General features: G+C 48.5%; 12 protein-coding genes and 3 pseudogenes. 9 read left to right on the top strand and 6 right to left on the bottom strand.

Features of this window, described 5'->3' with window-relative positions:
* Positions 1 to 2 precede the first annotated feature (2 nt).
* The 5 genes from AC0YN3_RS25100 to AC0YN3_RS25080 all read left to right on the top strand — a co-directional run bounded on the left by AC0YN3_RS25100 (position 3) and on the right by AC0YN3_RS25080 (position 7,381).
* Positions 3 to 1,307, top strand: coding sequence for an ABC transporter substrate-binding protein (locus AC0YN3_RS25100; RefSeq protein WP_475777660.1), 1,305 nt, complete (start codon positions 3 to 5; stop codon positions 1,305 to 1,307).
* 133 nt (positions 1,308 to 1,440) lie between these two features.
* Entirely contained in the window at positions 1,441 to 2,766 is a 1,326-nt protein-coding gene (locus AC0YN3_RS25095) for an ABC transporter substrate-binding protein (RefSeq protein ID WP_475777659.1), read from the top strand.
* A 76-nt stretch (positions 2,767 to 2,842) separates the two neighbouring features.
* A complete protein-coding gene (locus AC0YN3_RS25090) occupies positions 2,843 to 3,715 on the top strand; it encodes a carbohydrate ABC transporter permease (RefSeq protein ID WP_475777658.1) in 873 nt (290 codons plus the stop codon).
* Positions 3,715 to 4,542: a carbohydrate ABC transporter permease gene (locus tag AC0YN3_RS25085; protein WP_475777657.1), complete on the top strand. Its 828-nt coding sequence runs from the start codon at positions 3,715 to 3,717 to the stop codon at positions 4,540 to 4,542. The genes AC0YN3_RS25090 and AC0YN3_RS25085 overlap by 1 nt, the downstream gene beginning before the upstream one ends.
* An 82-nt stretch (positions 4,543 to 4,624) precedes the next feature.
* Entirely contained in the window at positions 4,625 to 7,381 is a 2,757-nt protein-coding gene (locus AC0YN3_RS25080) for a family 78 glycoside hydrolase catalytic domain (RefSeq protein WP_475777656.1), read from the top strand.
* Positions 7,382 to 7,518: 137 nt separating this feature from the next.
* Here AC0YN3_RS25080 and AC0YN3_RS25075 read toward each other — a convergent pair whose 3' ends face one another.
* On the bottom strand, positions 7,519 to 9,450 hold the full coding sequence (locus AC0YN3_RS25075; RefSeq protein ID WP_475777655.1) for a family 43 glycosylhydrolase: 1,932 nt from the start codon (positions 9,448 to 9,450) through the stop codon (positions 7,519 to 7,521).
* 595 nt (positions 9,451 to 10,045) lie between these two features.
* Positions 10,046 to 10,966: pseudogene (locus AC0YN3_RS25070) on the bottom strand (IS110 family transposase).
* Between the two features lie 426 nt (positions 10,967 to 11,392).
* Here AC0YN3_RS25070 and AC0YN3_RS25065 point away from each other — a divergent pair.
* The 3 genes from AC0YN3_RS25065 (at position 11,393) to AC0YN3_RS25055 (ending at position 14,096) form a co-directional block, all read left to right on the top strand.
* The gene (locus AC0YN3_RS25065) at positions 11,393 to 12,004 is read left to right on the top strand and encodes a dihydrofolate reductase family protein (RefSeq protein ID WP_475777654.1); all 612 of its coding nucleotides are present in this window, start codon (positions 11,393 to 11,395) and stop codon (positions 12,002 to 12,004) included.
* A gap of 586 nt (positions 12,005 to 12,590) precedes the next feature.
* Positions 12,591 to 12,923, top strand: coding sequence for a hypothetical protein (locus AC0YN3_RS25060; protein WP_475777653.1), 333 nt, complete (start codon positions 12,591 to 12,593; stop codon positions 12,921 to 12,923).
* 231 nt (positions 12,924 to 13,154) lie between these two features.
* Positions 13,155 to 14,096 carry a group II intron maturase-specific domain-containing protein gene (locus AC0YN3_RS25055; protein ID WP_475777652.1) on the top strand — a complete coding sequence of 314 codons (942 nt, stop codon included), beginning with the start codon at positions 13,155 to 13,157 and terminating at the stop codon, positions 14,094 to 14,096.
* Positions 14,097 to 14,479: 383 nt separating this feature from the next.
* On the opposite strand, the gene AC0YN3_RS25050 is transcribed toward AC0YN3_RS25055, so the two are convergent.
* From AC0YN3_RS25050 to AC0YN3_RS25035, 4 genes and pseudogenes are all read right to left on the bottom strand, one after another.
* Positions 14,480 to 15,958, bottom strand: a complete 1,479-nt coding sequence (locus tag AC0YN3_RS25050) for a HAMP domain-containing sensor histidine kinase (RefSeq protein WP_475777651.1) — start codon at positions 15,956 to 15,958, stop codon at positions 14,480 to 14,482.
* A complete protein-coding gene (locus AC0YN3_RS25045) occupies positions 15,955 to 16,218 on the bottom strand; it encodes a helix-turn-helix domain-containing protein (RefSeq protein ID WP_376769720.1) in 264 nt (87 codons plus the stop codon). The genes AC0YN3_RS25050 and AC0YN3_RS25045 overlap by 4 nt, the downstream gene beginning before the upstream one ends.
* Before the next feature lie 68 nt (positions 16,219 to 16,286).
* A pseudogene (locus AC0YN3_RS25040) lies at positions 16,287 to 16,389 on the bottom strand (DNA-binding response regulator); the annotation flags it as partial.
* Positions 16,369 to 16,593: pseudogene (locus AC0YN3_RS25035) on the bottom strand (response regulator); the annotation flags it as partial. The pseudogenes AC0YN3_RS25040 and AC0YN3_RS25035, both read right to left, overlap by 21 nt.
* Before the next feature lie 228 nt (positions 16,594 to 16,821).
* Between AC0YN3_RS25035 and AC0YN3_RS25030 the strand changes: the two are divergent.
* Positions 16,822 to 21,081 carry an InlB B-repeat-containing protein gene (locus tag AC0YN3_RS25030; protein ID WP_475777707.1) on the top strand — a complete coding sequence of 1,420 codons (4,260 nt, stop codon included), beginning with the start codon at positions 16,822 to 16,824 and terminating at the stop codon, positions 21,079 to 21,081.
* The last annotated feature ends 203 nt before the right edge of the window (positions 21,082 to 21,284 follow it).

Genomic DNA, 21,284 nt, shown 5'->3' with positions numbered 1-21,284 from the left:
ATATGCGAACGAGTGAGACAGTTGGCTTGACCATAATCATGATCGTTTGCTTAGCGGTATTCGGCATTGGCTGCCAAACAAAAAGCGATGAGACTGTAGCTAGCACTTTGGTGGCAGAACATCGGATTACGCTTCATATGCTGCATTGGATCGGCACGGAAGCGAGCCCGGTTGTATCGGAAATCAATGATCGGTTCCATAAGGAGTATCCGAATATCACGATTCAGGTCGAATATGCGCCTGTAGACCAATATCAGAGCATTATCCGGAGCCGTTTCGTTGCTGGCGGGGCTCCGGATATTCTCGGAGTATTCCCAGGTACGTGGCAAGAGCCTTTTGCCGAGGCGGGGTATTTGCTGGATCTTAGCGGAGGCAGTTGGGCGAGCAGGCTGCTGGACCATGCAAAGGCGGTGATGTCCACCGGCGGAAAGCTGTACGCGATGCCCGTTAACCGTAATGCAATTGGTGTATTGTACGATAAGAAATATTTTAGAGAAAAAGGTCTGACAACGCCAAGCAACTGGGACGCTTTCTTATCGTTATGCGAACGAATAAAGCAAGATGGCCGTATTCCGATTTCTCTTGGAATAAAAGACCAGTGGGTGACGCAAGTCATTCCATACGCGATGGCGCCGTCGACCATCTACCGGGATGATCCGGACTTTGATCGTGACATGTATGGAGGGAAGGCAAATTTCTCGACATCCCCATGGCGCGAGATGCTTGCAAATTATATCGATTTAAGTAAAAAAGGTTATTTTAATGAAGGCATATTAGGCGTGACCTACGATCAAATGGTGCAAATGCTGGCAACCGGCCAAACGGCTATGATGGTTATGGGCAACTGGGCTCTTGGTCCCATCGCTTTAACGAACCCGGATGCGGAAATCGGGATGTTTCCACTCCCTTATGTCAATGGGGATAGCTCTGTATGGCTTTCATCCGGTGTTAGCATAGGACTTGGTGCATCCAGTTCAACCGCATATCCGGATGAAGCAAGGAAGTACATCGATTTTTGGAGCAGACCGGACATTAATGCCCTGTTTCTGGAAAAAACGAAGTCTTATTCGGTATTCAAAGATGTCTTGCCTTCCATCGATCCGGCGCAGAAGGAGCTTGAGCCTGCTTTTCAGGTAGGCACCTATCCCTTTCTTGACCAGAACTGGCCGCCTGCCGTACAAGATACATTATTCCGCATCATTCAAAAACTGATGGTGGACGTTGAAGGCTATACCATCGATAAGGCGCTGAGCGAATTGGATTTGGCGTATAAACTAAATAGAGCAAGCATGAAAGATGTCCCGTAGAGAAATCTGCAGGGGCATTTTTTATGGGGATTAGAAAATGAACCTACCTTTTTTGGAAAATGACTCGGTGTTTCCCATTAACGATTCAAGCTACACTATTCATGTAAGCGATAATCATTTAGGGGGTCATGAGATGTTGGCAAGAAAGAGAATGATAGGCTCTGCAATCTCAATTATTATGCTTCTATCCATCGTTCTAACTGCATGCGGCAACAACAATTCGACAAATTCATCAAGCGGAGAGGAAGCAAGTCCAAGCACAACGATTGCGGATTCCGAAGCCAAGCCGGTTACGCTGAAGATGCTTCACTTTATGGAAGCAGAAGCGGGTCCTACGCTGAAAGAAATCAATAAAAAGTTTCATGAAAAATATCCGAATATTACGATAGAGTACGAGAACGCACCGGTCGATCAATATCAGACATTGATCAAGACGCGCTTCGCCTCCGGCGATGCACCTGATATTGTGGGTGTAGCTCCCGGTACTTGGAAAGTACCATTCGTAGAAGCGGGCTACTTGATGGATTTGTCCGACAGGCCATGGGTTTCACGCCTCCAGGAAGGCGCCAGAGAGATGGAGAGCATGGATGGCAAGGTGTATGCGCTGCCGCTCGATCAGAATGCAATCGGAGTTATCTATAACAAAAAGATTTTTGCGGATATGGGACTTTCCATTCCAAAAACCTGGGATGAATTCCTGGCGCTTTGTGAGCAGATTAAAGCTGCCGACATCACGCCTCTAGCTATCGGCAATAAAGATTTATGGGTGACACAAATTATTCCCTATGCGATGGCGCCGTCTGCGATATATCGCGACAATCCGGATTTCGATCAGCAAATGTATGACGGAAATGCCACATTCGCCGGATCGGCATGGAATCAAATGATGGAGGATTATATTTCATTAGATGACAAAGGCTACTTCAACAAAGGAATTTTGGGTACCAACTACGATCAAATGGTTCAATTAATGGCTACTGACAAAGCAAGCATGATGGTAATGGGGAACTGGGCATTGCCAGCGATTCTAGCAGTAAATCCTGATGTCGAGCTCGGTATGTTCCCGCTGCCTTATGCAAAAGCCGGTGAGAAAGTATTCGTATCATCCGCTATCGCACTTGGTATCGGAGCATCAGCAAACACGGAGCATCCTGAAGAAGTGAAGAAATATATCGACTTTTGGGCAGAGAAGGAAAATAATGAGATGCTGCTCAAGCAGGCGAAAGCTTTCCCGGTATTTACGGACGTGAATCCGGATTTGGATGAGACGCTTAAAGAACTGATTCCATATTTGAACGTGGGAACGCATAATTTCCTTGATCAGAATTGGCCTTCTGGCGTTCAAGATACGATGTTCACCGGCATTCAGCAGGTGTTGGTAGACGGAGGCAAATCTTACCCGATCGACAACATGCTAAAGGAAATGGACAAAGTGTTTGCTGCGAAAAAAGCAGACTAGGCGATGCTTTAGACAAATCAAAGGGAGTCAGGCGGGATTCTCCCGCCTGGCTCTCATAGGATTAGAGGGATAGAGAATGCAAAAACGAAGACTACAACTGTTGTTCATGCTGCCTGCATTTATCGTTTACAGCCTTTTCGTCATGGTTCCTATGCTTGGCAGCTTCTATTTCAGCTTTACCGATTGGAATGGGCTGAATCCCAAATATAATTTTGTTGGCATTAACAATTACCAAGCGCTTATTCATGATTCAGAGGTGTGGATCGCGCTCAAGAATACGATCGTATTTGCTGTGCTGGTTACCGTTATTCAAAATGTTCTTTCTTTGCTTCTTGCTGTACTAGTTGATGGATCAAGCTGGGTAAAACGGTTTTTGCGCGTTGTGTATTTAATTCCTGCACTGCTCAGCGCTCTTGCTATCGGGTATGTCTGGAGTTATTTGTACAATCCCGTTCAAGGGGTCATTAATATGGCACTCCAAAACATTGGACTGGAAAATTGGGCACAGGATTGGCTCGGAGATCCGAAGTGGTCGATGTATAGCGTAGTATTTACAAATATCTGGCAATGGATGGGGCTTTCGATGATTATTTACCTTGCCGGGCTGCAGGCGATTCCCGGCGATTTGTACGAGGCGGCCGATATAGACGGAGCGAGCAATTGGAGTCGATTTGTGAAAATAACATTTCCGCTCATAGCTCCGGCATTTACCGTAAATATATTGATATCGATCATCGGTAGTTTTAAAGTTTTCGACATTATCTACGTCATGACAAAAGGCGGTCCAGGAACGGCTACAGAGTCGCTAGCCATTCTTTTATATAAAAAAGCGTTTAATTTCAACGAAATGGGTTACGGAACGGCGATTGCCATCGTCATGTTCTTGATCATTCTCATCATTTCCATCTTCCAGCTCCGTATTCTTCGCAGAAGGGAGCTAGAGGCATAATGAAGAAATCCGTAACCAGTAAATTCGTAGTCTCCACCTTATTGCTGATCTGGGCGCTTATCGTGCTTATTCCGCTTCTCATTCTCGTCTCCGTAACGGTGAAATCACCGAAAGAAATGCTGGAAAGCACTTTCTCTTGGCCGAAGGATTGGATGTGGAGCAATTTCGCGGAAGCGTGGCAAACAGCCCATATGCTGTCTGCCTTTGGAAACAGCTTGCTTATAACCGCTTTATCACTCATCGGTGTTGTTATCGTAAGCGCTTTTGCTGCTTATCCGATCGCGAGAGTGAAATCTAGGCTTACAGGCTCGTTCTTCCTTTTTTTCATCGCTGGGATTATGATTCCGTTTCCGCTGAGCATGATTCCATTATATAAGCTGCTTAAAATGCTCGACCTCATTAATACGCATCAAGGCGTCATTCTAATCTATATCGCGATAACGATTCCCTTTTCCGTCTTTCTATACACCGGATTTCTGAAAGGCGTGCCGAAGGAATTGGAGGAATCGGCGTTAATTGACGGATGCGGCCCGCTGCGCACTTTTCTCACTATCGTATTTCCGTTGATGAAGCCGGTTACGGCTTCGGTCATTATAACGAATAGCCTAACGATTTGGAATGATTTTTTGATTCCGCTACTCTACCTGCAAGCAAGGGAAAATCGAACGATTCCAATGGCCATATTCAGCTTTACCGGACAATATAACAGTAACTGGGCGATGATTTTCTCCGCAATCGTGCTCGGCGCGCTTCCGCTAGTGATTACGTTTCTATTGCTGCAGAAACAATTCATTAAAGGGATTGTAGGCGGAGCAGTTAAAGGATAATTATTCCAGCGACAGCGTTGGCTGCTTGAAATCAGTCCAAGGCTGTCGCTATTAACCATAGCAATCTAAGGGAGTTATTACCATGACAATGAAAATTAGCAATCTATTGACACAGTATTTGCTCAACCCAATAGGAGTTGACAGCAAACGCCCCATTCTGAGCTACACGCTTGAATCAGACGAAAAAAACCAGTATCAAACTGCCTATCGTGTGATAGTGTCTTCTACGGTTGCATTATTACAGAGCGATATTGCAGATGTATGGGATTCAGGAAAAGTATGGAATGAAAAGAATTTTGCTATCGGATATGACGGCATTCCTCTTGCTTCAAGACAGGAAGTATTCTGGAAAGTGAAGGTGTGGGATAGGAGTGACATAGATTCAGGATGGAGTCAAATCCATTCATGGGAAATGGGGCTTTTGGATGATAATGATTGGATAGCACGCTGGATCGGACAAGGCGACCATACGGCATGCAACAAGTCAGCAGCTCCCCAAGTGGCATTTGATTTCAATGTCGGCAACGTTGATCGTATCGTAAAGGCCCGAGCTTACATGAGTGGATTAGGATTGTTCCATGCCAGCATTAACGGCGAACGGCTGGATGATACTTTTTTTAATCCTGGCGAAAGCGACTATTCGAAAACCGTTTATTACGCGACCTACGATATTCGGGATCAGCTGCATGATGGCTGCAACGCAATCGGAATCATTATTGGCAATGGGCAGTACGTGAATTTTCTGGTCAATCCTGTTATGGTGCTTGATGATCACACGGAAGCTCCGGAGCATCGTTATCAGAAAAACGACGGCGGCTATGTAAGAAAAGGGCTGTATGGCGATAAAAAAGTAATCGCGCAGATTGAAATTACGTATGCAGACGGAGAAGTGAAATATGTCGCGGCAACGGATGGCAGCTGGAAGCTAACAGACAGTCCCATTACCTTCAACAACTGGTATGGCGGCGAGGACTATGATGCGACAGCGGAAATAGCCGGATGGGATATGCCCGGAGCAGATCGCAATAGTTGGAGCAGCGCAGCAGTAATGGGGCAGCCGCTAGGCAAATTAAAGGGCAAGGAGTTCAATCCGGTCAGGATGCTGGAGAAATTCCCCGCTGCGTCCGTAACCAAACTAGAAAACGGCAATTTCCTTGTCGATATGGGAAGGAATGTATCCGGTTTCCCGGAATTGGTCCTGCAGGGGATGACAGAAAAGGATAGAGGAACGACCATTAAGATGCTGCCGGCCGAAATGCTGTTCGATGATGGGTCCGGCGTAGATCAGTCTTCATGTACGCAGAGCTGGTCGGAGAAATATCACTGCAGCATTGCGAACAGTTATACGGTAAAAGGAACAGGAAACGAAGGCTGGCATCCGCTGTTTTGTTATCAAGGATTCCAGTACGTTGAAGTTTCTGGATTCATAGGCGAAGCAACCGTTGCAAATTTCAATTGCTGCGTACTGCGTGTCGCCAATAAGAAAACCGGAGCATTCGAAACTTCGAATGAAGCGTTGAATCAAATTAATGAAATAACGGAACGTTCCATTGAAAGCAACATGTTCTTCTCTTTCACGGACTGCCCTCAAATCGAGAAATTAGGTTGGCTTGAAACCTCGCATTTGATGTTTCGTTCCATCTCAGCCGGGTATGATATCCGCACATGGATTCCCAAAATCGCGAGAGATATAATCGATTCACAAACCGACAGTACCGACCTTGTCAACGGTGATCCCGAAGGAATCGGATATATTCCTGCCATTGCGCCTGAATACCATCGTATCGTCGGCTTGCATAGAGACCCTAACTGGAGCGGTGCGTGTATTCTTACCCCATGGGAATATTATCAGGTCTACGGGGATTCTACCGTATTGAAGAACGCATATGCCACCATGAATATATATATGTCTTACTTACAAGCCCAGACAATAGACGGGCTTCTAAGCGATTATGCCCAGATGGGAGACTGGGGGCAATTAAATGAGGCAACGCCGAAAGTGCTGGTAGAGAACTGCGCTTATTATTATTTGTTGAAGACGATGGCTAGCATTGCAGAACTAACCGAACATCAGGAAGACGTAAATCATTATTTATCCATAGCTGCAGAAGTACGTGAGCGATTTCATAGCCATCTGGAATGTTACCAGGCCGAGAGCAGGAGTTATGGGAATGGGAGCCAAGCTAGCTACGGATGTGTTCTTTTTAGTGAAATTGTTCTAGAGGAGAATAGGGAAAGCTCTATTGAAAAGCTTCAGGAAGCAGTCGAAATAAGAGATTATCATTTGTCATCGGGAGAAGTAGGCTTGAAGCAAGTATTTGCTTCATTAGGGCGATATGGGAAAAATGATGTCGTCTATAAAATGGTCATGAATGACACACAGCCAAGTTATAAGTATTTTGTCGACAAAAACCTCACTACATTGCCAGAATATTGGAATTATGAAGAGCTTTGGCTTGGCACTATGGTGCGTTCGAGAAATCACGCCATGATGGGACATGTGAAAGAATGGCTTACGAGTTACGTATTAGGGATCAGAATGACAGAGCCGGGTTATAAGAAAATGGTCATCGCGCCTGCTTTCATGCAGACAGTGGAAAAAGCAGAAGGACAGATAACCAGTTCTTTCGGAGTTATAAGCATGAGGTATTACCGCAATGACGAGGGCTTGCATCTCGAAGTTCAAATACCTATCGGGACAACCGCAGATATCGGTATGCCCGCAATAGGCAATGAGCAGTTGTCATCTGATAGCGGAGAGTTTGACGTTCAACGGCAGGATAAATCCATTTGGATTCAAGATCTTGGTTCCGGCAGCTATAAGTTTACGTTAAACTAAAAGTTGAATGTTTGATCTGTAGAAAAGGACAAAGAAACACTCCGGAGCCATATGCGCCGGAGTGTTTCTTTGTCCTGTGTGTTTGGGCTAGGCCCCAAGCGTGCAGCTTTTCGGCCTAAGTATACGTTACCCGCAAACTAATATATTTCTATCTCTGCAAGCTGCATGCGGTAATAATTAGATTCTGTTGGGTTCAGTCTTAGACTCGTACCTGTAACCTTCACGTATCTAGCGGATTGTGAGGCGAAGCCGAAGCTCTGTACGGCATTTCCCGGCTTCGCATAATTCGTTCGAGTCACAACCGTGCTCCAATTGACGTTATCGGACGAGATCTGAATCGTGAAATCGATGGGAAACCCATTTCCCACTTGTAATGCATCATTTCTAGGATACAAGTTCACTGTGCTGATGGATTGTATTGCACCTGTGTCTACTTTAATGAATTCTGTATGGTTTTGAGTTAATAGATTATTGCTAGACCAACCTCGGGAGCCACTGACCGCACCTTTCTGCCCATCATTTACCCGATGTGTAAACCAATCGCTTCCTTCATAGGAGCTGCTGGCAGTGACAGGTTTAAGCTCCGACAAATTGCCTGTGTTGCTGCCGAATGTTTTAATCTCAGCAAGCTGCATCCGATAATGGTTCAGATCATTGGGATTGGCTCTCAGACTTGTCGCGTTTATTTTGACATAACGGGCAGTTGTCGCATTAAAATCATAGATTTGAATGCCGGTAGGAAGAGGTGTTGCCGACTTGGTAAGTACAGTGGACCAGTTGGTCCCATCTGCAGATAACTGAATAGTAAAGTCGATTGGGAATCCGTAGCCGGTATTCGCGCCGTCTGTTCGAGGAAATAGTTGAATTTGGGTTATTTTTTTATTTAGACCGAAATCAAGCTGTACCCATTCTGTATGATTAGACGATAGGCTGTTGTTGCTGCTCCAGCCCATCGTACTGCTTGTCGATTGCTCCTGTCCGTCAACAACATTCGGTTTTAGCCAACCTCCTACATCGGCACTGCTGCTGGCCGTCACCGTTGCACCCGTGATAGGCGCATAAATGGGAGCACTCACATAGAGCCAATTCGCTGCCCCGGTTCGCGGGGAGTCACCGAAATGTACCGTTCGTATGTTCAACGATTCCAAGCCAGCACGATTCGCGTCATAGTAATGATAGGCAAGACGAGTGCTCCCCCCGTCATTGAATGGATCAGCACCGCCGGCTGCAACCTCCGTGCCTGCTCCGGACATAATTCTCGTACCGCCTCCGTTGACCATATTAACGCCACTCTCATCCAGATAAGGTCCGGTAATCGTTGCAGAGCGGCCTACGACGGTGTAATAGGTGCTGTTAACACCAGAACAACAGCTGCCCTTGGAACCGAACATGTAATAGTATCCGTTGTTATAAATGATAGATGAATTCTCGATGCCTGTTGCAATATTCCATAGATTGTTGTTTGTTGTTGACAGCTTGCCGGTCGTTCCATCGAGAACATGCATATTAATGCCATTCCCCGTCCAAGATCCCCACGTTATATATGGAACGTTGTCTGAGCTCCAGACTACGTTAGGGTCAATGGGGTAATTGACGTTCGTTACTTCTCCCTGATCCGTCCACGGCCCTTCAATGTTCGTCGCTGTCGCTAGTCCCATCGTAGCCGTATTCGTACCCCATATAGAAGCTCCATAATACAGATAGTACTTTCCATTAAAGTAGTTGATATCCGGAGCCCATAGATTTCCCGGGTTGGAGCCAAGTCTAGCAATAATCCAAGCAGGAATGGTGCTGAATATCGTTCCTACGCTTTGCCAACTGGTTGTACCTGTGGAATCGCAAGTTTTCGTTGCCTTTATGCCAATATAGAGACCGGTAGAAAACGCATAATAACAGCTCCCCACCTTAATGACGCTTGGATCATGCATATTTGTTTCCCCCGCGAGTGCGTTAGCTGGAGCGATCTTAACGTGAAACATGACCAGGGATAACAATACTGCGATTAATACAAGACTGCGAAGCGGGAGAAATAACCTGCGGTTTGATAGTTGAATCCATTCATTGTTCATCTTTTCATCTCCATTTCATTGGTTTGGATTATCAAGCAAGTTAAGTATAATTGGATAATTTTCATTTGAAAGCGTATTTATTTTCCTGTTTTGGTGGGTTCCTTTTCCAATGAAGCACTTGAGGTTAATAAACAGTGTTTAGTTAGGCAAAAGAGTTTCCCATCATATTAATAAATCCATTAGGCTTGTATTAACAGGTAAAGCAAATTAAAGGTTACTTTTGTAAGGTAGAAGTTTCACAGCAGGATATCCTTGCTCTGATTACAAGGACACAGAGAAAAGAACTGGGATTGAGAGAAGGTATCATTTCATAAAAACCTACAGGTTTAGGAAAGGACTCTCTACTTCTATCTAAACTTTTGCACTCAGAACGAGTGCAAGCCACCTTTTCAGGTGGCTTTTTTATTGCTCTTGAATGGTCCTGTCTGTTGAAAGCTATGGTATAAGATTAGTTGAACTTTAATACGATACCAACTAATAGCTTGTCAACATTACAAGCAAAACAACTCGAGAACTTGTGTTATATTGATTAATAAGCATGCCAAACAACCCTCCAATTTGAGTTGTATTGGAAGGTTAAACCATCATTGTTTTGTTATGCTGGACGGAATGATTCCTTACTTTTTAAAATGGCATACAACCAATGAACTAACTTATTTGCACACGCCACTAGAGCCACATTGTGAGGTTTTCCTTCAGCTCTTTTGCGTTCGTAAAACTCTTTAATCCGCGTGTTGCGAGAACGGATTAGGCCACACTGTACCGCCATAACTAGTGCGTATCTAAGCTGCCTGGAACCACGTTTGGTGATTCGATTACGTGTTGCTGTAAACTTGCCTGAAGCAAAAACGATTGGGTCTATTCCTGCAAAGGCAACCAGTTTCTTTGGATGATCAAACCTGTCGAGTTCTCCAATTTCCGCTAAAATTGTTGCAGCCATTTTAGGGCGAATACCGGGAATCGACTGGATTAAATCATACTCATCAATCTTAGTAGCCAAATAGCCCCGAAAACACCTTTGTATGCCGGGAAAACCTGATCCAGAACGGCTTGGAATTGCAGCTTTGTCTGCACACGCACATCTTAGAGAAGGACTCGTGTTGTCGCGTCAGATAACGCATATTAAGCAGTTGCACACCTCTTTTTTTGAATGGTTCGAATTCCTCCCTATAGTAAAACTCGCCCAGAAGATAAGCGTCAGCAGCATCCGTTTTCACTTTACGAAGATTGGTTTTTCGAAGCCGATTAGAAATGAGTGGATTGATATAGATAAATAAATAGTGATGCTCTTCTAGAAATTGAACAACAGGGCTTTGATAGTGCCCGGTTGCTTCCAGAATCATTGTAGGTCGATGCCCCGATTCATGTTCAATGTCATGAATAACTTGAAGCAATATCTCGAGACCATCCGAGTATGTTCGAAATGGAATACTCCTCGGTATGGTTTTCCTCGATCTAAGAAAGCTTGTCCGTGGCTTTCTTCTTTAGAAATGTCTAGTCCTATAACAGGGTTCATTTTATCTCTCCTTGAAATAGATTTACCGGTAGCCCCTATGAACCTCCTTGTCGCTCCACAGCATCGCATGTGATACGGGATCTATGTCCCAACCAGCCTTAATCATGGTCATGACAAGTAGGGGTGAACTTTATAGCGCTCGGGATCAAGTCCCACGGGCAGGTACGTTCGACCCGGCTACACTAATCCTCGAAGCAAATGCAAAATGGATCAACCAGAAAGAAATGGTTGATCTCATAATACGAATGGCAGGATAGTTCAATCTTCTTCGCGAATAGTCAGAGGAATGGAATTTTCCTCGGATAGGCTTCCATTACTTAGACCTACAATCTGACAGGAATATTCCTTCGCGATAAAAAAATCGTGGAATTCGATGATTTTATTATCTCTCGTTTGTCTATTAGTTAAAAGGATGAAGTTCATTCGGTGAAGATTCAGTTCGACACGGTCAAACTATTGGAGGGCGATATTTTAATGGCTAAACTGATCTACGCTGCTAACGTATCTTTGGACGGGTATATTGAGGACGAGCATGGCAATTTCGAGTGGGGCATTTCCGATGACGAGACGTATGCGTTCTGGAACGACTTTCAGCGGCCGATTGGCGCCTACCTTTACGGGCGTCGACAGTACGAGACGATGGTGTACTGGGAGACGGCAAGCATCAGCGGCGATCAACCGGATGTAATGCGGCGGGAATTCGCGCAGATCTGGCAAGCGGCTGAGAAGATCGTGTATTCCCGGACGCTTCAGACGGTTTCAAGCGCCAGGACGAGGATCGAGCGCGAATTCAATCCTGATGCGATCCAGCGACTGAAGGAGTCCTCAGGAGCTGACATTACGATTAGCGGCGCCGAGCTTGCTGGGCAGGCGATGAATGCGGGACTCATTGACGAGTGTCATCTGCTTCTTAATCCTATCGTCTTGGGTGGAGGTAAACGAGCATTGCCGGACAACTTCCGCACGCGGCTCGAGCTGCTCGGTGCGCGCCACTTCCGAAGCGGCGTTGTTCATCTTCACTACCGAGTGAGCGTCTGAACCGACGCATCCAACCAAGGAGACGCAGGAATAGCACCCTCGCAGTCACGTCGCTGCAAACGGCGCATGCTCCGTGACTGCGAAGGTGTCGGGTTGTGGAGCAAGACGTGCAGCCGCGGCTTGACTGTCTCTGCATTAAACATTATGTGCTAAGTCAATGACTGTAATCAGTGTGGATATTGAGAAGCTGAATTGAGCTCGCCTGATTGAACTAAACGGGGACGATAGTACCACGACACGACGGCAGCCGGTCACACGACGGGTTGCCGTTGCTTGTTGAAGTAACAGGCAGCATTCCTATTATGAAGAATTAGTAGGTTAGAGATCAGTCAGCTGAAGGTAATTTGGTAGGTATCCGGTATGAAATTAAACTATTCAAACCTACAGGTTCAGGACAGGACTCCCCACACCTATCTATACTTTTGCACTCTTTTTGAGTGCAAGCCACCTTTTCAGGTGGCTTTTTTATTGTTCTTGAATTGTCCTGCCTACTGACGGCAATATAAGATCTGTTGACCTCATAATACGAACGGGGGAAAGAATTAATTTCCATGAATGTTTATCGAGAAAGTGGGCTGTTAAATAAGTGGCATTTGCACATCTCATTGTGGAGCTACACTGTCTCTACGGGATAGGTAACCAATATCCAGTCAATCCTGTTCCCCCTTTGTGTAAATACGGAGTTCGTAAATTAGGGTACCATTGTTTATCGGAAAATTGTGAGTTTTCAGGGCATGCAGCAGCACCACTTGAAATAGCTTATACAGATAAAGACGGTGAAGTAGCCCCAGATGCGTGGATAGGATTTGGAGGAGATATGGATCCTAATCCTTATCATGACAAGTTGGTACTGGAACTAAAAGAGTCGAAAGGCGGCTCGCTTTATGAAGACCGGAACTGGAATAAGTTTCGCGAGTAAGCGACAAGGGACGGATAGTTCCTTATGTGAAAGACCCATAACTTGCAAGTGGAGGATACGAAACGAATGAAAGCAGAAGGCACAGGATAAAAGGTTCAATCACTAATTGACAAGGTGTATCATCGCACGAACTTGGAAATGGCATGGGAATCAGTGAAAGCGAATGGTGGGAGCGGCGGAATTGACAATGTCAGCATTCCTGCGATACGAGATCGGGTATGTCAGTAAGCGTTGAAAAACAGACTGGAGCCTATCTTCGAACCGCTGTTTGGCGAATACAGTTTCGGATACCGTCCAGGCGGATCGACGCATCAAGCGATGCGGAAGATTTATCGCGAATTGATGGACGGATGCGAATGGATTGTCGACGCGGACTTGCGGGATTTCTTCGGAACGGTGCATCACGAACCGCTAATCGACATGATCGCGGAGCAAGTGAGCGACGGAAGAATCTTTAAATTGGTCAGGCAAATACTCGAAGCCGGATACATGGAAAACGGGATGAAATATGCCACCCCAAAAGGGACCCCCAAGGTGGTCTATGCAAAGCTTCGCATAAGGTGGTCCGCTCAGTCCGCTGCTAGCCAACATCCTATTGGACGACTTGAACAATGGCTAACTGAACGAGGATTGCGATTCGTCCGTTATGCGGACGATTGTAATATCTTCATGGCGAGTAAACGTGCAGGTGAACGTGTTATGGATTCGGTAACAAGCTTCGTAGAAGGAAAGCTAAAACTGAAAGTGAGTCGAGATAAGAGCGCGTTAGACCGACCTTGGAACCGAAAATTCTTAGGGCTTAGCTTTCTAAGGGACAAGAAGGCAACCATTCGTTTAGCCCCTCAAACAATCTCGCGATTCAAAGCGAAAGTAAGAGAGCTGACGAAGCGAACGCGATCGATATCTATGGAAAACCGGATGATGCAGATAAACCGCTATCTCATCGGCTGGATTGGCTATTTCCGGCTAGCCTCTGCAAAGAGTCGCTGCGAGAAATTTGGCCAATGGATTCGTCGTAGGCTGCGCATGTGTCTGTGGAAGCAGTGGAAACGGGTAGGCCCCCAATCCGTGAGCTCCGAGCACTTGGCGTTCCAGAATGGGCCTGTTTTGTCATGGAGAGCTCCAGACGCGGAGCGTGGGAAATGTCTCGAAACACAAATAATGCTATTCTGACTTCCTATTGGGAAGCGAAAGGGCTGAAGAGTTTGCTCTCTGGTTACTTAGAGCTTTGTTAACCTTTTGGAACCGCCGTATGCGCACCCGCATGTACGGTGGTGTGAGAGGAAGGAGGCTAGGCTAGGCGCCTCCTCCTACTCGATTAAGTTCAGTTTTTATCAAACTTTATTATTAAAATACTTGGTCTCCTTAAAGAAAATCAAGGGTATGTAGCTTTGAAATTATCAAACTTTGTTATAAAGCTTCGTCCGTCGGCTAATTGTAAATGCGGAATATATAGACTTTTAAAAACAAGAACGTTTCCAGAAAAACTCGGCGACTGTACTCCGGTTGAATTCCGAATCGCGATCGCCGCATAAATGAATACTCTTTCTCACTGTCTATTTTACGGGGGTAAAACCAGTTGGGGCGGAGGCTTGTCTTATTTTGGGCGGAATCTGGCCGTTCGACGATAATTCCTGCGATCGACGCTGCGGCAGTAGGAGCGTGAACGAGGTTTCCCCATACGGGGTACTGGTCAAGCGGATGTGGCCTTGATGCAGTTCGACGACTTCTTTCACGATGGAAAGTCCGATGCCGAGACCTTCGCCTTGCCTTCCTTCGTTCGCGCGATAGAATCGTTCGAAGACGCGGTCGTGGTCGGCGGGGTCGACGCCTCTCCCCCGATCCTTCACGATGATAAGCACGCAATCGTCTTCTTGGACGAGTCCGATCCCTAGATACTCCCCGTCGCTTCCATAACGTAAAGCGTTGTCCAGCAAGTTGCGAACGGCACGCTCCATGAGGGAAGCATCGAGATCCGACTCGACGTCCTTTTCCGGGATCTCAATGTCGACCGCATAGTTTTGCCCATCCAATAGCAACAGATAGTCGGACACGATTTTTCGCAACAATTCGGACAAGTTGGTCGGGGTGGGATGAATCTCGAACGCGCCTGAGTCTTGCCGCGAGATGTCCAGCAACTGATCCAACAGTTTGTCCATGTAGCGGGAACGTTGCAATATGATTTTCGCGCTTTTGCGAAGCTCTCCGTCGTCATGGAACGAATTCGTGCGAATCGTCTCGGCATAGCCCAAGATCATGGTTAGCGGCGTTCGCAAATCGTGGGACAAATTGGACAGCAGCAGTCGGCGTCGTTTATCGAACTGCTCGATTTGAACGGCCTGTTGCTGAATCCGGCGCGCCATCTCGTTGTAGTGACGGGTGAGCTGGCCGACTTCGTCCTTCGACTTGTCCTCTAGCACCAGGACGTCGCTTCTTAAGCCGACTTGGCCCAAGGCCTTGTTCAGCTTGCCGATGCGACGATTAATGGAGGAGAAGAACCAGATCGACAGGAAATAGGGAACCAGGGCGGATAGCAGGACGGGCAGGATGAGAGCGTACAACAGCTTGAATGATCGTGAAAAGAAGTAGATTTGCCCCGTTTTCATCTCATCGCTAGGTAAGCTTAACAACAGATATTCGGATTGTCCGTTCCGGGCCAGGGAATATACGAGAGTGGCCGTTTCATGCTCGGCCCAGAGGTTGTCCGGCATATTCACGAAGCGTCCGGCCAACTGTCCGAAGTCGTAACGGGCCGTTCCGCCGGTAGTATCGTAGATCGTCGAGCCGTCCGACGCGACCCATTCCAAGCGTATCGCCGGATGCCGGTCGTGAACCGCATCCAGAATCGGTCGAACGCCGTCAAGACTATGCCTTTCGACGGTCTGCAGCGTCTCGTGCGCGATCGACTCCAATTGATTCAGATTATACCCATCATTCCATATCTTCGTGACAACGAAGGACAACAACAAGAATAAAACCAGACTGCTTGCAGCGCTGATCAGCATGACGAGCCAGAGCTTCGTGCGACTTTTCATATGCCGTCTCCTGAGAATCGATAACCGATGCCTCTTACCGTATGAATCTGCGGTGCGGTATCGGAGTCGTCGTCGAGCAAGGCGCGCAACCGGTTCATGAATACGCTCAAGTTGTTGTCATTCACGTGATCGTGCTTCCAGACGTGCAGGTAGATGTCTCGCTTGGTCAGCACGCGATCCGGATTCTTCATGAACAATTGCAGCAGCTCGCATTCGTATTGCGTCAATTCGTGACGTTGCGATCCGTTGGCCAGCACCATATTATCGATGTCGAGCGCCAGCTTATTCATCCGAATGACCCCGTAGGGGTGCGACGTGCTGCCGGGACGATGCCTTCGGAGTTGCGCCTGTGCGCGGGCGAGCAATTCCATCGGACTGAACGGCTTGGTGACGTAGTCGTCCGCTCCCAACCCTAACGTATCGATCTTATCCTGTACCTCTCTTCTAGCGCTTAATGCGATGATGATCGTGTCGGTTCCGCGAGCTCTCACATATTGAAGAACTTCAAAGCCGTTCACATCATCCATCATTAAGTCTAATATCATTAATTCGATGGGCTGCTCCCGCAACGTTTCGATAGCTTGTCGCCCCGAGGCAGCCTCGACCACGCGCATGCCCGCTCTCTCCAAGTGCATGCGGATTAGCATGCGAATGTCCGGCTCATCATCGACAACGAGAATTTGATGCATGTCACGACCACACTCCGATTCTATTGCTTCCCTACTACTCTCCTCATCATAACGGGAAAAGAGCGCTAGGAAAAGGTCGAATGATGTCGCTATTAAGATTTCATTAAGAATACTGTGCTATTTTCCTGTTATAGTTAACGACGACATTATTGGTAGAGGAGTGTTTTCGAAGTGATGATCAAGCGCTACGTGACGATATTCATGGCATTGCTCTTGTTAACAGGAATGATTCCGACTTATGCGGACCAGGCAGCCGCGTTCGATTGGACGATTCGGAGTCCCTATCCGACGTCCGAGGATCTGCAAGGCGTTGCTTACAACAACGGTACATACGTGGCAGTGGGGGGGAACGGTACTCTGCTGACCTCCGCCGACGGAACGAACTGGACGAATCGTTGGTCAGGCCCGGGAGTTCCTTATTTCAATGGCATCGTATATGGGAATGGTAAGTATGTGGCGATTGGCGATAGAGGCGTGATCGTCTCTTCGGGCGATGGATTGAACTGGACTTCCCGTTCGTCGGGAACCTCGGAATTTCTAGAGGGTGTCGGCTACGGCAACGGCTTGTACGTGGCGGTAGGAGACGCCGGGACGATCTTGACTTCTGCTGACGGAGAGAATTGGTCGAGTCGTACTTCGAGTGCCGATGAGAACCTGACGGACGTCGTGTATGGTTCGGCCGAATTTGTGGCGGTAGGGGAATCGGGGACGATATTGACTTCCTCTGACGGAGTGGCCTGGAGTGACGCCTCGCCCGGCAATACTCCGGATCTCTTTGGCATTGCCTTCGGTAACGGCACGTATGTTGCGGTGGGGTTTGCTGGCGCGATGGTGACTTCAGGCGACGGCGCGAGTTGGACGAAGCAACATTTGGATACTAGATTAACGCTGGAAGACGTCACTTACGGCAACGGTGATTTTGTGGCGGTGGGCCATAACGGACTCGTCTACGCCTCCGTCGACGGAGTGGCGTGGGAGGAACGCGATGCGGTCACGCTTTCGATCTTGAATGGGATCGTATTCGGAAATGGCACATACTTGTCTGTAGGCTACGGGGGAACGATATTGACATCCGAGGATGGGACGAGTTGGGTCGTCCGAACAGTGGGAACCAGTTATGATCTTAATGCCATTAGCTATGGCAACGGTACGTATGTGGCGGTAGGAGAAGCCGGGACGATTATGTCTTCAAGCGGCGGCGCAAACTGGATGATCCGAGCTTCAGGTACTTGGCAATCGTTATACGACGTGAGCTTCGGCAATGGTACGTTCGTGGCCGTGGGTAGCAACGGGTCCATCTTGACTTCTGGCGACGGCGCGAGTTGGACAAGCCGTACGTTTGGCAGCTCGCAATTCGGCGTTTCGTTCGTGAATGGCAAGTTTGTGATGGTGGGTGCTGCAGGGGCGCTCGCGACCTCCGACGACGGCGTAAGCTGGACGAGTCGAACTTCTGGCACTTCGCAAAATCTTTGGGACATCGCATACGGCGACGGCATGTACGTGGCCGTCGGCATCGGCGGTACGATCTTGACTTCCGGCGACTTAGAGACTTGGACGAGTCGGACTTCGAATACTTCGGACGGGATCTATAGCGTCGTATACGGGAACGGAAAGTTCATGGCGGCATTGTCCGACGGAGCCGTGGTGACATCTTCGAATGGCATCGATTGGACGAGCTCATCAACGGGCGTCCGTGGGTATCCTATGGCTGTTAGCTATGGCAACGGCGAGTTCGTGGCCGTAGGATCACCGAATAAAATCGCGAAATCCACGGATGGCACGAGTTGGACGACCGAGACACTTACGACATCGAAGCAGTTGACGGACGTCAGCTACGGTAGCGGCGCGTTCGTGGCTGTGGGGCTTAGCGGGCTCGTCTTGCAAGCGGTCATCCCTGACTTGTACACGGTGACATTCGAATCGCAGGGAGGAAGCGTGGTTGCGGGCTTTATCGATATTAGCGCGGGAGCGAAGATCGCGGCTCCTGCGAATCCAACGAAAGCCGGCTTCACCTTCGAGGGCTGGTACAAGGAAGCGGCTGGCTCTACGGAGTGGCAATTCGGCACGGATACGGTAACGGCTAGCGTGACGCTGTACGCGAAGTGGACGCCGGATCCGACGTACACGGTGGCATTCGATTCGCAAGGGGGCAGCGTGGTTGCGGGCTTGACCGATATTAGCGCGGGAGCGAAGATCGCGGCTCCAGCGAATCCAACGAAAGCCGGCTTCACCTTCGAAGGCTGGTACAAGGAAGCGGCAGGCTCTACGGAGTGGCAATTCGGCACGGATATGGTAACGGCTAGTGTGACGCTGTACGCGAAGTGGACGCCGAATCCGACGTACACGGTGGCGTTCGATTCGCAAGGAGGAAGTGCGGTTGCGGACTTGATCGATATCAGCGCAGGAGCAAAGATCGCGGCTCCAGCGAATCCAACGAAAGCCGGCTTTACCTTCGAGGGCTGGTACAAGGAAGCTGCTGGCACTACGGAATGGCAATTCGGCACGGATACGGTAACGGCTAGCGTGACGCTGTACGCGAAGTGGACGCCGAATCCAACGTACACGGTGGCGTTCGATTCGCAAGGAGGCAGCGTGATTGCGGACCTTACCGCTATTAGCGCGGGAGCGAAGATCGCGGCTCCAGCGAATCCAACGAAAGCCGGCTTTACCTTCGAAGGCTGGTACAAGGAAGCGGCTGGTTCTACGGAATGGCAATTCGGCACGGATACGGTAACGGCGAACGTGACGTTGTACGCGAAGTGGACGCCGGATTCGACGTACACGGTTGCCTTTGATTCGCAAGGAGGCAGCGCGGTTGCGGACTTGACCGATATTAGCGCGGGAGCGAAGATCGCGGCTCCAGCGAATCCAACGAAAGCCGGCTTCACCTTCGAGGGCTGGTACAAGGAAGCGGCTGGTTCTACGGAATGGCAATTCGGCACGGATACGGTAACGGCTAGCGTGACGCTGTACGCGAAGTGGACGCCGGATCCGACGTACACGGTGACGTTCGATTCGCAAGGAGGCAGCGTGGTTGCGGACTTGACCGATATAAGCGCGGGAGCAAAGATCGCGACTCCTGCGAATCCAACGAAAGCTGGCTTTACCTTCGAGGGCTGGTACAAGGAAGCGGCTGGCTCTACGGAGTGGCAATTCGGCACGGATACGGTAACGGCAAATGTGACGCTGTACGCGAATTGGATGCCGGATCCGACGTACACGGTGGCATTCGATTCGCAAGGAGGCAGCGTGGTTGCAGACTTGGCCGGCGTGAGCGCGGGAGCGAAGATCACAGCTCCTGCGAATCCAACGAAAGCCGGCTTTACCTTCGAGGGCTGGTACAAGGAAGCGGCTGGCTCTACGGAATGGCAATTCGGTACGGATACGGTAACGGCTAGCGTGACGCTGTACGCGAAGTGGACAGCGATTGTGGCTGATCACGAAGTAGGTGATCCGGCGAAGCTTGATAACGGAAAAATCGTTGTGGAGATTGGTGAGCTTCTGCTTCCCGTAGGCAAGGCAGGCGAAGTTCGTTATGAGAATGCGGTAACGATCGATATTCCGGCGAACGCCACGGACAAAGTACTGAAGCTAACCATTAATAGATTGCTGGACGTGCAAGGGCTCATAACGGAAGATGACATTTTGGCGAGCCCGGTCTACGAGATTTTGAAAAACTTCTCGGAAAATTTCTTGAAGCCGGTCACCCTGACTTTCACGTTCGACGCGAAAGCGATCGGTCCAAACCGAAAAGCAGCCGTATGTTATTATGACGAAAAGCAGAAGGTATGGGTTGAAGTCGGCGGCATCGTCAACGGCAATAAAATCGTCGTCGAAGTCGATCACTTTAAGAAATACGCCGTGTTCGCCTTATCCGACGAGGCCGCGGCGGACATTGAATTCGACGATATCTCGGGCCACTGGGCGGAAAAGCTCGTCAAGCAGGCGATCGGCGAAGGATGGGTCAAAGGCTACGCCGATAGAACGTTCAAACCTAACCATTCGGTTACTCGCGCGGAATTCGTTGTCATGCTGATGAATGCTTTGAAGCTACCAGCCGTAGCAATGGAAACGGATTTCGCGGATAAGGCCAGCATTCCGACATGGGCGAAAGACGCGGTCGTGCGAGCGGTGCAAGCAGGCCTCGTTGACGGTTACGAAGACAGTACTTTTCGTCCGCGCGCCCCCGTTTCCCGCGCGGAGATGGCAGCAATGATCTCGAAAGCGTTGAAGCTGGCGGTCGATTCAAATGCCACGACCGGCTTCGCGGACGATGCAAGCATCCCTTCATGGGCGAAGGGCGCGGCAGAGGCCATGAGGAAGTTAGGTATCATGAAAGGCCCGGGCGACAATATGTTCAACGGCGATTCGCTTGCGACTCGTGCGGAAGCGGTATCGGTACTGTTGAACATGCTGGCGCAACAAAAGGAATAGAAGGGAAGCTCATGAACAACGCCCCGGAAGCTTAAGCTCCCGGGGCGTTTATTAATATTTTGATTTCGATTAACTCGGCTTCACGTCGTCCACGTACACGTCTAGATTTAAAACGAAGTTTGATAATTTAAAATAAAAATTACAATATTCCCATCACAATACACTTATCACTAAATACCGTTGATAGTAAAACATAAGAAAAC

Source organism: Paenibacillus sp. J22R232, assembly GCF_056269165.1.
Note: the sequence above shows the minus strand (reverse complement) of the source record. Positions and strands in the feature narration are given on the sequence as shown.